The sequence below is a fragment of the bacterium genome, assembly GCA_024226335.1.
In the GTDB taxonomy this organism is placed as follows: domain Bacteria; phylum Myxococcota_A; class UBA9160; order SZUA-336; family SZUA-336; genus JAAELY01.
This window is the reverse complement of the sequence record JAAELY010000217.1, coordinates 1-13,212: the sequence shown is the minus strand read 5'-3', so window position 1 is coordinate 13,212 and position 13,212 is coordinate 1. Positions and strand designations below refer to the sequence as shown.

Genomic DNA, 13,212 nt, shown 5'->3' with positions numbered 1-13,212 from the left:
TCACAGCTCGAACCTCGCGGGGTCGAGCAACTCGGGCTGTTCGAGACCCCCGGGCGCAGCAGGCGCAAGCTCAATCACGTGGTCGACGAGATTCAGGATCGCTTCGGTCGAACTGCGCTGGAGCGAGGAATTGCTCCGGTCGGGCGTGCGGGACTCTCGTTGCAAATCAAACGCGGTGATGACTGAAACCCGCGGCGCGGTGGTATGCTAGAGGCATGAGTTCGAGCCATCCCCGGATCGCGAGCCCCGAAAAGGTCGGCATCGGGCCAGAGCTGTTGCAGGAGTTGTTCGAGCGCGCTGAGCGGGAAGCCACCGAAGGGCTCTTGCCGTCCGCGCAGATCGCCTGGGTCGATCCGAGGAGCGGTATCTCGCTGGGTTACGTCACGAACGGTCACGATCGCAATGCCGTCCGCATGGCCCGGCGCTCCGTGGGCATCTCGAGTCGCGCGGCGAAATGCGCAGGACACTAGTTTCTGTACCGTGACCAAAGATGAGTTCTACGCCAATGCTCGAACGGATCTGACCGGCCCACTCGCCGGTCTTCGCGTGGTCGAGGCGACCACCACCTGGGCGGGCCCGATGTGCGGTTGTGTCTTCGCCGATCTAGGTGCCGACGTGATCAAGGTCGAACTTCCCGGCGGTGAGGTTGCGCGCAGGCTTCCGCCGTTTCTTCCGGGCACCAATCCGCCGCAGTCGTTCATGCACGCGACGGGAAATCGCAACAAACGCAGCCTCTCGCTCGATCTGCGCAGACCCCGCGGCGTCGAGTTGTTTCGCAAACTCGTGGCCACCGCCGATCTCGTAGTCGAGAACTTTCGACCCGGCACGATGCAGAAGTGGGGCCTGGGCTATGACGAGTTGGTGAAGATCAAACCCGATATCGTGTTCGTATCGATCAGCGGATACGGCAGCTTCGGTCCCGACAGCGAGCGTGCGGGCTATGACCCGATGGCGCAGGCGTCCAGTGGCTGGCTCTCACTCAACGGCGATCCCGAGGGCGAGCCGGTCAAGTCGCCGACTTTTCTCAGCGATGACCTGGCCGGTCTGCACGCGGCGATCGCCTCACTCGCGGCGTTGCGCCATCGAGACAGAGAGGGCGAGGGGCAATACATCGATGTCGCGCTACAGGACGCTCTGCTCTTTCAGTCCAACGGCTTCCCGACGCTCGCTGCCATGGGCGCCAATCTGCCTCGCATGGGCAGTCAGTTCACCGTCGCCGCACCGGCGGGTGTGTATCGCTGTAGCGATGGCTACGTGATGGCCGGTGTGTTGCTGGACGCGCACTGGAAGATTCTGGCACCTCTGATCGACCGACCGGAACTGGCCGATCATCCCGACTATGCGACGACCGCTGCCCGGGTCGATCGCCGCGAGCAACTCAACGCGATCATGGCTGCCTATTTCGCGGATCGCGAACAGGACGAGATCGTGGAGAATTTCCTCGGCCATCGTCTGCCCGTTTCGGCGGTCCGTTCGTATCAAGAAGCCGTCGCCGATGCGCATGTGCGCGAACGCGATATGTTGCAGACGGTCGTACTCGAAGAAGGCACGCCCGCGCCGATCGTCGGGCCGGCCGCGAAGTTCTCTCGTACGCCTACGCGTGTGCGCAGCGCCGCTCCCGCGCTCGGCGCGCACGGTGCCGAGATCCTGGAGGAACTCGGCGTTGGCGCAGACGAGCTTGCGGAGTTGCGCGATCAGGGTGTGATCTAGTGCGCACTCGCACGTGGTGAAGAATCCTGACTAGCGTCGCCGAGTGAGTCCCACCAGGGCACTCGTTGCGAGCAGGAGCCAGATCGAGGGTTCGGGCAGGTCCACCCTATTGATCACACCGACGGCTTCCAGGTCGAAGCCCGAGCTGGAAAAGACGGTCGGAAAGGGATCGTAGATCGGGTTTCCCGCGGAGTCGATCGTCGAGCCATCGCCCACGACGTCGGTCAAGCGCACGTAACGCACATCGGACAGATCGAGCTGGCCTGCGAGCACGAGTGGATCTCCCGACAGATCACTCAAATCGAAAGGAGAGCCGAATCCGGCGACGAACTGACCCGCCAGGTTGTGCACATTGGTCACGTCGACAGGATCGAAGTCCCCGAGCGGCCCGCTATTGAGCGATATCGAGCCGAACATCGCGAAATTCAATCCGTCGCTCGAGACTTCGACGAAGGCGAGTTCTCCGAAGATATCGCCCTGATACTCGAAGCCGTTCTCGAAGATCGCGAAGTCCGCACCGGGCCCGTCCGAGATACTGCCGTTGAATCCCAGGGTGATCGTGCCGCCGTTTCCGAGCGAGACGATATCGCCCGGTGCGCCCGTGGCCGGACCGAGAGCCAGGCTTGGACTGCCCGCAGTTGCGAGACCAGCGCCGGGAGCGGTCGGGTTGATGAGCCCTCGAACCAGATTTGAGTAGCTATTCGCCCAGAAGCTCGGCGTGCTCATAGGCACCGGAACGTCGTTGAACGGGCCGGCCAGACTGGTTGCGGGCAAAAAGGTCGCCGGTAGAAGGATGATCACGAGCGCGAAGAGCGCAGCACGCAAGTATGCCATTGCTAGTTACCCCTTGTTTCCGAAGGAGAGCAGTCTCGGTAGTCGGCCGGTCTTCTGGCTCCCGGATCATCCTCTCGCCGAACCTTCCCCAGGAGTTTCCTCCCAGGTGGTGTTCTCGACGATCGTCCCCGGTTACAGCGACGGACTCGCGCCGGTTTTTCACCGGCTTCCCGCAGATCCCCGAATACTTGCTCGGTATTCATCAAGGGGAAACGCCTCCGGAAATCTTCCGGAGGTTACCGCCTACCGCTATGTCGGCCTCATTCTTATCCCAGCCCGCTCCCCGGCGTCAATAGAAGATCTGACGACTCGCTCGCGAAAAGACGGCTCGCTTGCCAGTGAGTGACTTACCTGATAATCCTACGAGCACTCCGGTACCCGCGTTGCGGGTCCAAGAGGGAAGGCCGTGAAAGTCGGCCGCGGTCCCGCCACTGTAATGGGGCAGCTTCACCGAACGTCGCCACTCGGCATCTCGCCGGGGAAGGCTCGGGAAGAAGCGCTACGACCCCTGAGCCAGGAGACCTGCCGGAGCGGAAGGACGGATGTCCGCTCTCCGTGGAGGGAGTCGAAATGTCGCGCGATATGCGCCGGCTTCGGGCCGGCCTGGCGGCAGTCTTGTTCGCGATGGTCCCCGGCGGACTCACCGCGCAGGAACTGCCCGAGAGCAGCGATGCTCCTTCGGCGTTCAGCACGATCGTGAACGCGCGGGAGTACGACGATCGTTTTTCGACGGTCGAGGATGTGCTCGACGAACTGCCAGGCGTTCGCGTGCGTCGTCAAGGTGGACTCGGCGCGCATAGTACGGCCGCGATCCGAGGCTCCAAATCCGAGCAGGTACTGGTCCTGCTCGACGGCGTGAAGCTCAACTCCAGTCAACGCGGCGGTGTTGATCTGTCGACGCTGCCGCTGCGCAGCATCGAACGCATCGAGGTGATTCGCGGCAGCGGTGCCTCTCGTTTCGGCTCCGATGCCGTCGGTGGTGTGGTCTCGCTGACGAGTCGTCGGCCCGATGTCGGTGCGGCTCTGGATTTCTCGGGAACGACAGGTCGCTACCGCACGTTTGGTGTCGACTCCTTCGTCACGTTCGCAGGGGAACGAGTGCGTTCCGTACTGGGGTACACACGCCTGCGCAGTGACAACGACTTCCGTTTCAATCGACAGACCGACGGGCAACCCGCGACCCTGCTTTCTCCGGCTGTGGCCCCCGGAGACGAGCGCAACACGCGCGTCGGTGCTCAGTTCATCGAAGACAGCGCGTTCTGGAACGCGGAACTCGCGCTGGGGAGGCGAAGTTCACTGAGTTCGACTCTGCGTTACTACCGCAAGGATCGCGGTCAGCCGGGAAACGTCAGCGACACGACTCGCAATGCCAAAGACGACCAGGTCAGCTGTCCGTACGCAGACGAACAGTATCGACGCGTGGTTTCATCCCTGCGCTGGAGGCGCTCGCAGATCGCGGGCGGGGATCTACAACTGGCCCTGACGCATCAGTACGAACGGCGCGAGTTACGCGACCCGTTCGCACCCAATCCGCTCTCTTCTGTTTGTGGCTACCTGACCGTTCGAAAAGTCGAGCACATCCAGAGTATCGATCAGCAGACGGGGATCGAACTCAACTACGGCTTGCGCGAGCAGCCGTTCGGACCCCTGTCGTTCTCGGCCCGCAGTTCGCTCGCTTTGCGCTACGACCATCTGCGCTTCGACGCGTCAGACCCGGCCAGGCGCTTTGTGACCAACCTCTCCCTGCGGCCGGAGATCAGTCTCTTCGAACGACGCGTGCGGATCTTTCCCGCGCTGTCTGCGGAGTCGGCTCGAACCCGTTCGGTGCGTTCGACCCCCGAGCCCGGGACTTCCGCCAGCATCCCCGTGCCGCGTTCCGACGGAACCGAGTACTCGCCCAGCCTGGGTTTGATCGTGAGTCTGACCCCGGGGTTGCGCCTCAAGTCGAACTACGGACGTGCCTTTCGCCGACCGAACTTCGACGAGTCCTACCATCCCGACTTCGGCTTCATTCGAGGCAATCCCGAACTATCGCCTGAGGAGTCGTGGAACTTCGACGTGGGTTTCGAACTCTCGAGCGACGGTTCCGGAGCGCTGCGGGATCTGCAGCTCAGCGGCGCCTACTTTCACCGCGATATCGAGAACTCGATCGAGTTCATCGCGATCAGCCAGTCGACCTTTGCACCGGTAAACATCGAATCCGCTCGCGTACGCGGCTACGAACTGAGTGCCCAGGTCCAACTCTTCGAGCGATTGCATCTACGCGGCGGGTACACCTATCTGGACTCCGAAATGGATTCTGAACATCGCCTCGACGACCCGCCGTTACCGCATCGACCGCGCAACCAGCTCTTCGGTCGCGCAATGCTGGACCTGGGTGCGGTACGCCTCTGGACAGAAGCGAGTCACGACGATCGTTTTTCACTGACCCGAACCGGCGAGCTGGTCACGGGCGCGCCAAATCGCCAGATCGATCTCGGTTTGAGCGTACATCTCTCGCAACTACCAGGACTGAGCTGGTTTCCGGAGGACACTGTAGTGAGTTCCGAGTGGTTGAACATCACGAATAACGACCAGATGGATTCTCTGGGCCTGCCCCTGCCGGATCGGGCCTGGTATCTGCGCGTGCGCGGGAGCTTGCGATGAATCGCCTCGCGATCACCTGCTTGCTGGTCCTCGGTTCTCTGGCCTCACCGGCTCGCGCGGCCGTGAGCTTCCTGCCCGGCAGCGAGGAGAGCGGCTTGCTCGGTTGCTACGGTCCTCCGGCACAGGAGCTGTACCCCAGCGACCCGAACCTGCTGGTGGCCGGCTGTACCAATTTCCCGCCGGTCGTGGGTTCGTTCGTGTTGCGCGCCGATCCGAATCTGCCGTTGCTGGCCGCGCCCGGCTTTCCGCTCTTTGATCTTCCCGCCGATTTGAACGGATCGCTACCGGATCCACTCTCGACTCCCTACATCGACGGGATCTGGATGGAGTCGGCGACTCTGGGTTGGATGACCACTTCAAATTACGAAACGATCGTCCCCTTCAACCCCGTCACCGGCCTCGCCTATGACGTGAGCTACGCCGGCATCGTGCGCAAGTCGATCCCCAGTGACGCGACGATCACCGGTAGCTTCACGCGCAGTGACTCGACGCCGATCGCGTCCTTTGTCACCGATCTGACTTCGGGAGCAGTGCGAGTCGGTGATCGATTGCTCGTCACCAGCGGCAACTTCGACAGCTTTTCACCCCAGGTGAACGATCCGGGTACCGTACTGCTCTTCGACATCGACGATGCGAACTCGCCGTGGTTGGTCACGCCCGCGACCCCTGCCTATATCCTGACCTCGGATCCGAACCCGACCGAGATCACGCTCCTGCCCAGCGGTCTAGTGGCCGTCACCAATACCGGACTGATCGATTTTTCAGTGCCACCGGACTACAAACCCGGCGCCGTAGGTCCCGGTAGCATCGACATCATCGACCCGGTCGCGGCGACGGTACTGGCGTCGATCCCTCTGGGATTCTCGAGTCTGAGCTACAAGACACTGGCCGTGGATGCGACGGGCAGTGTTGCGGTCGTGGGATCTGCGACGCTTCGGCAGTTGTTCGCGATCGATCTTCGCGATCTCGATCAACTGCCGGATCCCGGTATCGATCCGAGCCTTCAGCGGCCTTCTTGCGACGGGCTGGGCAGCGGACTGGCCGGAGGCGTGCCCTGTCTCCCCGAACGCGTAATTCGCGGAGTGAGCAATCCGATCTTGATCGATCCCGCTCCGACGCTCTCGGGAACCGATGACTTCGTACCGCAATCTCGCTTCGGTGCGTCTGGCGATTTCGTCGTCTCGATCGTGTTCAACGACGGTCTGGTTTCAGTGGTGGCCTTCGACGATCGCAATCTGGCGACCGCGCACGCACTACAGGCCTCGCGCTTCGGTCCGTCGACCAGTCTTGTGGCGACTGCGCCCTTGGAGCAAGCGAGTTCGGAGCACGGGCCCGGCACGCTGACCTTGCGCGACAGCAGTACGGGTGGGGTCGACGGAACCGACGTGGTCTGGATGACTCTTGGACCAGACGGGACCGTGGGCCGCGCGACGCTCTCGGGTTCTCTAGCCGTGCCGACCGGCGACGCCGATCTGGATACGGTCGAGGATGCGCTCGACAACTGCCCACTCGAGGCGAATTTGAGCCAGCTCAATCAGGGTGGCTTCGGTCCGGGCGGAGCCGATGCAATCGGCGACGCGTGTCAGTGCGGGGATGTCGACGACGACGGCGAGGTGCTAGACGCTGATCTGGCCGCGTTGCGAGACTGGCTCGCGGGCTTGACGGCCAGTCTGCCGGCCCAGAGCAAGTGCAATGTGGTGGGGGACGCGGGTCCATCGGATTGCGATCTGCTCGATCGCGTGGTGCTCGAGCGCGCACTTGGGCGATTGAGCCCGAAGGCCGGACACGTATGCGCGCCGTTTTTGCCCTGACGGATCGCCTACACTCCCCGCGTGAGCGAGCAAGAGAAACGCATCCGGCAGATTGCGGGCGTCGCGGCGATCGAGGCCGCGATCGAGAGTGCGGCAGATGTGCGTCTGCTGATGTACCGCGAGGACGCGCCACCAGCTGAGATCGGTGCGCTACTCGAACTCGCGAAGCGTCGCGACATCTCCGTGCGCTCGGCCACTCCCAACGTGATCGCACGACTGTCCGCCGTCGACCCTCCCGCCCCGGCGCTCGCGCTGGTCGGTCGCAATCCAACCGCAGACATCGAAGGGATGCTGGCCGCGCGGGGAGCCTGCTGGTTGATGGTCGGCGTCGCCTACCCGGGCAATATCGGAATGGTGATTCGAACTGCCGAGGTCTCGGGTGGCGAGGGCATCGTCGTCGACGCCGACTTCGAAGGCGACGCGCGCAAGGCGGCCCTGCGCGCCGGAATGCGCGCCGACAAGTTCATGCCCGTGCATTGGGCACCCGCAGCCTCACTCCTGGAACCGGCGCGGCGAACCGGCCACAGAGTGTTCGCACTCGACGAGGCCGCCGAACGCCTGCACTACGAAGCCGATCTGACCGGACCCTGCGTCTTCGTGGTCGGCGGTGAAAACGGCGGCATCCCGGCGGAAGTTCTCGGCCGATGTGACGAACGCATCCGCGTGCCGATGGCCGGATTCATTCCCTGCTACAACCTTCAGGCCGCCGTCTCGGCCATCGCCACCGAACGCCTGCGTCAGGAAGCCGCCGGTTAGGCGAGAATCAAGCTTCCGGAACGAAGCGGAAGAACGCCGCGGCTTCCAGGTTCTCGCCCGGTGCGTGTAGAACCGCCATGCTGCCGAGTTCGCGAACGCCTGCGCCGAAGCGCTGATCCAGGCCCCAGTCCTCGGGCTTGACCGGGCGGGCTTTCGACAGGTTTGCCAGCACGGCCTCCGCCAGATCGGGTCGTTCGTCGCCGCGCGTGTCGAGCACGAGTGTGCGCCATTTCGGCCCGTTCTTGAACAGGCACAACAAGCCCGCACCTTCGGCTTCGTTGTTCGGAATCTCCATGATCGCGGCGCGACCGCGCGGTCCGTCTTCGAACTCGAGCAGCAATCCCTCCACGAGTGGATGACCGCTGGCATAGAATTCCAGCTCGTCCTTCTCGATGGCTTCTTCTCGCGAGAAGGTACCCAGCCAGCGGGCATCGTCGGCCACGCCGGGGATCGAGTCGATCGTCAGTGAGGTACCCATCTCGATGTAGTACAGCGACTGGCTGCCCTTCTCGACGATCCGCAACCCCAGGTCGTTCGCCGCGCCGAGCGTGAACTTGCGCATATGGGTTTCGAGATCTTCGGGCACCATCGCCAGGATCTCTTCGGCCTGGGTGTTGTCGTAGGCGTCGGAATAGATCACGCGCGGGACGTCTTGAGTATTTCCTTTTCGCGCCTTCTCAACGCCTGCCACGAGTTCGTCGATGTCGATCTTCGTATTGGCTTCGGCTGCGGCCTCCAGTGCCGGAGCGATACCCGAGAGCGCCGAATCGAGACCGGCAGAAGGGCGCAAGAACAAGTCGAGCTTCTCAAAAAGTCCGGCGACGTCGGGCTTCGACTTCGCACAGTGGAAATAGATGATCTCTACGTCCTTGGTGCGGCCGATGCGGTCGAGGCGACCGATGCGTTGCTCGAGTGCGATCGGATCGAAGGGCAGATCGTAGTGGATCATGCGATCGCAGAACTGGAAGTTGCGACCCTCGGTACCCGCTTCGGAGCAGAGCAGCACCGGCAGGTTGCTTTCGCGGAAACGCGCGACCTCGATATCGCGTTGCGCTTCGGTCATCTCTTCGTGGAAGGTCGCGATGTGGGTTTGTGTGGTGTTTTCGAGGTACTTCTTCAGCTTCGTGAGCATCTTCACGCTATGCACGAAGACGAGCGCCTTCTCGCGCTTCTCGAGCCAGCCCCGCGTGTGTTCGGAGATCCAGGCGGCGCGCGGATCACTCTTGGGATCCTTCATGGCCGGTCCCAGATCGATCGCTTGCGCCGAGCGCGGTGGCCAGTTGCCGAGATCCTCGCGCCGGACCGCACTCGTGCACGGGAACACGGCCGAGCCCGATGCGACGGCTCGATCGAATTCTTCATGCGACGAAAAGTTCTCGGGATGCAGGAGCTTGAGCAGGCGGAAGAATCCGCCCCTATCCGCTGAAAGGGGTGTTGCGCTGAGCAGCAACGCGTGCTTCGCGTGCCGGACCAGCGGGGCGAGCGCGGCCTCGATGTCGGGGTTCGCCATACGGTGCGCTTCGTCCACGACGATCAGATCCAGGTCGGCCTGCGTGGCCGCTAGCGTGAGCGTGGCGTCATCGGTCAATTGCTCCATCGAGATGACACCGTAGGGGTGGACGTCGAAGGGATTATTGCCCTTGCCGTAGTCCGCCTCGACGCTGTCGATGCGGTCTTCGTCGAGCAGCAGGAATACCTGGTGGAATTTCCGGTACAACTCACCCAGCCACTGCACGGTGAGCGTCGATGGCGCGACGATCAGCGCGCGTTGGGCCCGCCCGGTCCGCACCAGAGCCGAAAGGATCAGGCAGGCGACGATCGTCTTGCCCAGGCCTACGGCGTCGGCCAGCAACCAGCGCACGTCGTCCATTTCGACGGCCTTCAGGGCCGTGTGGAGCTGATGCGGAAAGAGTTCGATGCGACCGCCGAGAAAGCTCCCCAGACCGCCCGCCTCGCGCAGCTTCGAAAGGTGCATGCCCTCGACGCGATTGCGAAAGCCGCCGAGCCGATCCAGGCGCAAGTTCGCCAGCCGTTCGATCGGGTTGTCGGCCGATTCCAGCGGCCAGAGGTCGGCGTCGGCGATGTTTCGCCCATCGGTCAGTTCGTAGACACCGTCCTCGTAGGCCGCAATCTCGACCTCGTCGCCGCCGTCGAGCAATACGGCCGCCGCCCCAGGTGGTAGCACCAGTGGCGTGAGTCCAGACCCTTCGGCCGCGAGCGTCACCTCGCGTTCGACCTGAGGGAAATAGACCTCTAGATAGCGGCCATCGACCCGTCGGACGAACCCGATTCCGAGCTCGGGGTTGAAGGGGTGAACGAGCTTGTTCCCCTCTTTCCACATGCGGATCGGTTAGGTAGCACATCAGTCGCCGCTTGCCCCGGAAAAGCAGCTGCGCTTGCCCCTTTTCGGGCCAACCCATTAGTCTGGGCGGCCATCGGCGCTCGGGCTTTGAGGCTTCGGGCCCGCCGAAGACGAAATCAGGAGAAAAGGGGACCGGGTGGATTCAGAGGGCCGTAGCGAACCGACCGGGGATGCGGGGCGAGATGGGACGAGCGACTCGCGCTACTGGCGGGCGAATATCCGCCTCCTGGTGGGGCTTCTCGCCATCTGGTTCGCGGGCTCTTTTGGCCTGGGAATCCTGCTCGTCGAGCCCCTGAATACCATCCGCATGGGCGGCTTTCCACTGGGTTTCTGGTTCGCCCAACAGGGCTCGATCCTGATCTTCATCGCGCTGGTCTTCATTTACGCGCGGGTCATGGACGGCATCGACCGGAACCATGACAGGGGTGAGGGCCGATGAGCATCCAGGAGTGGACCTACGCGATGGTCGGCGCGACCTTCCTGCTGTACATCGGAATCGCCGTCTGGAGCCGGGTCAAGACGACCGCGGGTTTCTACGTGGCAGGGCAGGGCGTTCCCGCGATCGCCAATGGCATGGCGACGGGTGCGGACTGGATGAGTGCGGCGTCGTTCATTTCGATGGCCGGTCTGATCTCGTTCATGGGCTACGACGGCACGATCTACCTGATGGGCTGGACCGGCGGCTATGTGCTGCTCGCGTTGTTGCTCGCGCCCTATCTGCGCAAGTACGGGCGCTACACCGTCCCCGAGTTCGTCGGCGATCGCTACTACTCGCAGGCGGCGCGGATCGTCGCTGTGGGGTGCGCGATCTTCGTCAGCTTCACCTACGTGGCGGGGCAGATGCGCGGTGTCGGTATCGTGTTCGCGCGCTTCCTGGAAGTCGAGATCAACACCGGGGTGTTCTTCGGCATGGCCCTGGTGCTGGTGTACGCGACGCTGGGCGGCATGCGCGGCATCACCTACACACAGGTGGCCCAGTACACAGTGTTGATTTTCGCGTACCTGATTCCGGCGGTGGCGATCTCTCTCAAGATGACCGGAACCCCGATTCCCCAGATCGGTTTTGGTTCGATGGTGGTCGACGGTCCGAACGCCGGCCTCTATCTGCTCGATGCCATCGATCAGATTCACCGGGAGCTTGGACTGCCCGAGTACACCGGTGCGTTCATCGCCGGAAAGAAGTCGCAGATCGACATCCTGGCCATCACCATGGCCCTCATGGTCGGCACCGCCGGGTTGCCGCACGTATTGATTCGCTTCTACACCGTGCCGAGTGCGCGCGCCGCGCGCTGGAGCGCGATGTGGGCGCTGCTCTTCATCGGCCTGCTGTACACGACCGCGCCGGCCGTAGCGACGTTTGCGCGCGTGAACATGATCCAGACCTTGCACGGAACCGAATACGAGCACGCTCCCGAGTGGTTCAAGAAATGGGAGGCGACGGGCCTGATCGCGTTTGCCGACAAAGACGGCGACGGGATGATCCGCTACAGCGGTGATGAGCAGGCCAACGAACTGGAGGTCGATCCCGACATCATGGTCCTGGCCAACCCGGAGATCGCGAACCTGCCCGCCTGGGTGGTCGCGTTGGTGGCCGCGGGGGGCCTCGCCGCCGCTCTGTCGACCGCGGCCGGCCTGTTGTTGGTGATCAGTTCGTCCATCTCCCACGATTTGTTCAAGTCGATATTCACGCCCGAAATGAGCGAGGCCCGAGAACTCCTGCTCGCGCGGATTTCGGCCGCTGCGGCGGTATTGGTCGCCGGGTACTTCGGCATCCATCCGCCCGATTACGTGGCCGCGGTGGTGGCCTTCGCCTTCGGACTGGCCGCCGCCAGTTTCTTCCCGATCCTGGTGCTCGGCGTGTTCAGCAAGACCGCGACGAAGGAAGGCGCGATCGCCGGCATGTTGACCGGGATCGGTTTCACGGCCGCCTACATCATCTATTTCAAGATCCTGGGCTGGGGCAGCCCCGAGGACTGGTGGCTGGGCATCAGCCCGGAGGGCATCGGCACGATCGGTATGCTGATGAACTTCGCGGTAACGCTCGGCGTCAGTCGATTCACCAGCCCCCCTCCAAAGGAAGTCATTGAATTGATTGATGAAATTCGACGACCCGGGATCTGATCGAGAATTTTTCTTGACGCGATGGGCCGATTCGCGCTGAAATGGAATCAGAATTCTAATTCTGTTTATGGAGCTCGAAATGGCAACGGCCCCCGTCAGCCTCGAGTGGATTCGGCCGCCCCGTCAGGCGCGCAGCCAGGCCACTCTGGACCGTCTCCTGGACGCCGCTGAAGACCTGCTGAACGAGAAGGGCTGGGAAGACACTTCCGTCGCCCAGATCGCCAATCGCGCCGGGTCCTCAGTGGGTTCGTTCTACGCGCGTTTTCAGGACAAAGATGCAGTTCTGAACGCGCTCCACGAGCGCTTCATCCAGGAAGCCTGGGTCACGGCCGAAGCCGCCCTGAATCCAGAGCGCTGGAAGGGCGCGTCCGTCGCTGCGATCACTGCGGAGCTGGTGCGCTTCCAGATTCGCTCCAACTCCGAACGCCTGGGTCTACTGCGGGCACTCCAGTTGCGAACCGTCGTCGATTACGACTTCCAGGTGCGTTCGATCTCGTTGAATCGCCATATCCACGAGCTGTTTTTCTCGCTGCTCATGGAACGGCGCATGGAAATCATGCACCCCGCGCCCGCGGCGGCGGCCCAGTTCGTGGTTCGCATGCTGTTCGGAGTCCTTCAGCAGAAGGTCCTGTTCGGACCGATCCTCGAGGCTACAGGCGCACTTGCTGAAAAGGATCTGATCGAAGAGCTGACCTACGCGTGTCTGGCCTATCTGGGCGTGTTTCCCGAATCTACCGAGCGCTGACCTCCTCTCGGGAAGCGCGGATGGGAAACTGGCTCTGCATCTGGCAAAGTGAGCCCGCATGGCGCCAAGTCTGAAGCACCGAGCCGCTAGGGAACCTCTGCACAGGGAGGCTGCGGCTGCGAAGCGCGATGCATCCGCCTGCGCTGCGTCGCGCGACCCTCTGCAGATCTACGGATCTGCGATCGGATCACGCTTCTTGCTCAGGCGGCGATTCCCGCTTCTCGCTC

At 62.9% G+C, this 13,212-nt stretch carries 11 protein-coding genes and 2 riboswitches; of the genes, 9 read left to right on the top strand and 2 right to left on the bottom strand.

Annotated features, from left to right (window positions below; genetic code table 11):
- The 3 genes from GY725_10740 to GY725_10730 form a co-directional block, all read left to right on the top strand.
- Window positions 1-186 (top strand): hypothetical protein (locus tag GY725_10740; protein MCP4004662.1); only part of this gene is annotated, 186 nt, incomplete at its 5' end.
- A gap of 29 nt (window positions 187-215) precedes the next feature.
- Window positions 216-470, top strand: a complete 255-nt coding sequence (locus tag GY725_10735; protein ID MCP4004661.1) for a hypothetical protein — start codon at window positions 216-218, stop codon at window positions 468-470.
- Between the two features lie 10 nt (window positions 471-480).
- The gene (locus tag GY725_10730) at window positions 481-1,710 is read left to right on the top strand and encodes a CoA transferase (GenBank protein ID MCP4004660.1); all 1,230 of its coding nucleotides are present in this window, start codon (window positions 481-483) and stop codon (window positions 1,708-1,710) included.
- Window positions 1,711-1,740: 30 nt separating this feature from the next.
- On the opposite strand, the gene GY725_10725 is transcribed toward GY725_10730, so the two are convergent.
- Window positions 1,741-2,544, bottom strand: coding sequence for a PEP-CTERM sorting domain-containing protein (locus GY725_10725; GenBank protein MCP4004659.1), 804 nt, complete (start codon window positions 2,542-2,544; stop codon window positions 1,741-1,743).
- Between the two features lie 26 nt (window positions 2,545-2,570).
- Window positions 2,571-2,776, bottom strand: a riboswitch (cobalamin riboswitch).
- Window positions 2,777-2,899: 123 nt separating this feature from the next.
- A riboswitch (cobalamin riboswitch) is annotated at window positions 2,900-3,089 on the top strand.
- A gap of 25 nt (window positions 3,090-3,114) precedes the next feature.
- Here GY725_10725 and GY725_10720 point away from each other — a divergent pair.
- From GY725_10720 to GY725_10710, 3 genes are read left to right on the top strand one after another with little or no spacing between them, the layout of a single operon-like run.
- Window positions 3,115-5,190 (top strand): TonB-dependent receptor, encoded by a 2,076-nt coding sequence (locus tag GY725_10720; GenBank protein ID MCP4004658.1) that lies wholly within the window; start codon window positions 3,115-3,117, stop codon window positions 5,188-5,190.
- Entirely contained in the window at window positions 5,187-7,001 is a 1,815-nt protein-coding gene (locus tag GY725_10715; GenBank protein ID MCP4004657.1) for a hypothetical protein, read from the top strand. Before GY725_10720 ends, GY725_10715 begins: the two co-directional genes overlap by 4 nt.
- Before the next feature lie 21 nt (window positions 7,002-7,022).
- On the top strand, window positions 7,023-7,757 hold the full coding sequence (locus tag GY725_10710) for a hypothetical protein (GenBank protein ID MCP4004656.1): 735 nt from the start codon (window positions 7,023-7,025) through the stop codon (window positions 7,755-7,757).
- A gap of 7 nt (window positions 7,758-7,764) precedes the next feature.
- Here the strand turns inward: GY725_10710 and GY725_10705 are convergent, their stop codons facing one another.
- Window positions 7,765-10,098, bottom strand: a complete 2,334-nt coding sequence (locus tag GY725_10705; GenBank protein MCP4004655.1) for a DEAD/DEAH box helicase family protein — start codon at window positions 10,096-10,098, stop codon at window positions 7,765-7,767.
- Between the two features lie 157 nt (window positions 10,099-10,255).
- On the opposite strand from GY725_10705, the gene GY725_10700 reads away from it, so the two are divergent.
- The 3 genes from GY725_10700 to GY725_10690 all read left to right on the top strand — a co-directional run bounded on the left by GY725_10700 (window position 10,256) and on the right by GY725_10690 (window position 12,985).
- A complete protein-coding gene (locus GY725_10700; GenBank protein ID MCP4004654.1) occupies window positions 10,256-10,558 on the top strand; it encodes a DUF4212 domain-containing protein in 303 nt (100 codons plus the stop codon).
- Window positions 10,555-12,240, top strand: a complete 1,686-nt coding sequence (locus GY725_10695) for a cation acetate symporter (GenBank protein ID MCP4004653.1) — start codon at window positions 10,555-10,557, stop codon at window positions 12,238-12,240. The genes GY725_10700 and GY725_10695 overlap by 4 nt, the downstream gene beginning before the upstream one ends.
- A gap of 79 nt (window positions 12,241-12,319) precedes the next feature.
- Window positions 12,320-12,985, top strand: coding sequence for a TetR/AcrR family transcriptional regulator (locus GY725_10690; GenBank protein MCP4004652.1), 666 nt, complete (start codon window positions 12,320-12,322; stop codon window positions 12,983-12,985).
- Window positions 12,986-13,212 lie beyond the last annotated feature (227 nt).

Coding starts and splice junctions, on each gene's coding strand:
- GY725_10720 (MCP4004658.1), top strand. CDS start 3,115: ATGTCGCGCGATATGCGCCGGCTTCGGGCCGGCCTGGCGGCAGTCTTG.
- GY725_10735 (MCP4004661.1), top strand. CDS start 216: ATGAGTTCGAGCCATCCCCGGATCGCGAGCCCCGAAAAGGTCGGCATC.
- GY725_10715 (MCP4004657.1), top strand. CDS start 5,187: ATGAATCGCCTCGCGATCACCTGCTTGCTGGTCCTCGGTTCTCTGGCC.
- GY725_10705 (MCP4004655.1), bottom strand. CDS start 10,098: ATGTGGAAAGAGGGGAACAAGCTCGTTCACCCCTTCAACCCCGAGCTC.
- GY725_10695 (MCP4004653.1), top strand. CDS start 10,555: ATGAGCATCCAGGAGTGGACCTACGCGATGGTCGGCGCGACCTTCCTG.
- GY725_10690 (MCP4004652.1), top strand. CDS start 12,320: ATGGCAACGGCCCCCGTCAGCCTCGAGTGGATTCGGCCGCCCCGTCAG.
- GY725_10725 (MCP4004659.1), bottom strand. CDS start 2,544: ATGGCATACTTGCGTGCTGCGCTCTTCGCGCTCGTGATCATCCTTCTA.